Source organism: Streptomyces sp. NPDC043896, assembly GCF_056435605.1.
Window position 1 is genome coordinate 1 of sequence record NZ_JBWKEE010000059.1, and the last position, 1,071, is coordinate 1,071.

At 69.2% G+C, this 1,071-nt stretch carries 1 protein-coding gene; it reads left to right on the forward strand.

All coding sequences use genetic code 11. The features are described 5' to 3' along the window. Window positions 1-122: 122 nt before the first annotated feature. Window positions 123-1,071, forward strand: a 949-nt coding sequence (locus tag AC069X_RS37395; RefSeq protein WP_478736078.1) for an IS481 family transposase, incomplete at its 3' end; no start/stop codon positions are given.

A 1,071-nucleotide genomic window follows, 5' to 3' on the forward strand; every position in this document is an offset into this window, starting at 1 on the left:
TGTTCTGTCCCGGGAGGTTGTGGACGGGTGATGCAGGTCTCGGCTGAGGGATCTTGAACGGGTGAGGGCCTTCCGGGTTCGGTGTGGATTGCGACGTCTACACCGACCAGCAGAAGGCCCTCATGCCCCACCGTAATGCACCCCTGACCGAGACCGGCCGCCTGCGCCTGGCCCGCTGCGTGGTCGAGGACGGCTGGCCCCTTCGCCGGGCCGCCGAACGCTTCCAGGTCTCGCCCACCACCGCCCAGCGGTGGGCCACTCGCTACCGGGCCATGGGCCGGGCCGCAATGAGCGACCGGTCCTCCCGCCCGCACCACAGCCCCCGACGCACCCCCACCCGCACCGAACGCCGGATCATCAAGGTCCGCCTCGCCCGCCGCTGGGGACCCGCCCGCATCGCGGGCCTACTGCGCCTGCCCGCCTCCACCGTGCACCGCGTGCTGACCCGCTTCGGGCTCGCCCGCCTGGCCTGTCTGGACCGGGCCACCGGCCACGTCATACGCCGCTACGAACGCGACAAGCCCGGCGAGCTCGTCCACGTCGACATCAAAAAGCTCGGGAACATCCCCGACGGCGGCGGCCACAAGGTGCTCGGCCGCCAGGCCGGCCGCAAGAGGAAGTCCGGGGCCGGCTACCAGTACATCCACACCGCCGTCGACGACCACTCCCGCCTCGCCTACAGCGAGATCCACGCCGACGAGAAGAAGGAAACCGCCACCGCCTTCTGGCAGCGGGCACACGCCTACTTCACCAGCGTCGGGATCACCGTCGAACGCGTGATGACCGACAACGGCGCCTGCTACAAGTCCCACACCTGGCGCGATGTGCTGGTGGCGGCCGGGATCACCCACAAGCGAACCCGGCCCTACCGCCCCCAAACCAACGGCAAGGTCGAACGCCTCAACCGCACCCTCCTGGACGAATGGGCCTACGCGAAGCCCTACCACTCAGAACAGGAACGACGCGACGCGTTCCCGAAGTGGCTGCACACCTACAATCACCACCGCGGACACACCGCGCTCGCAGGCAAACCACCCGCCAGCCGCGTCCCCAACCTCACTGGGCAATACA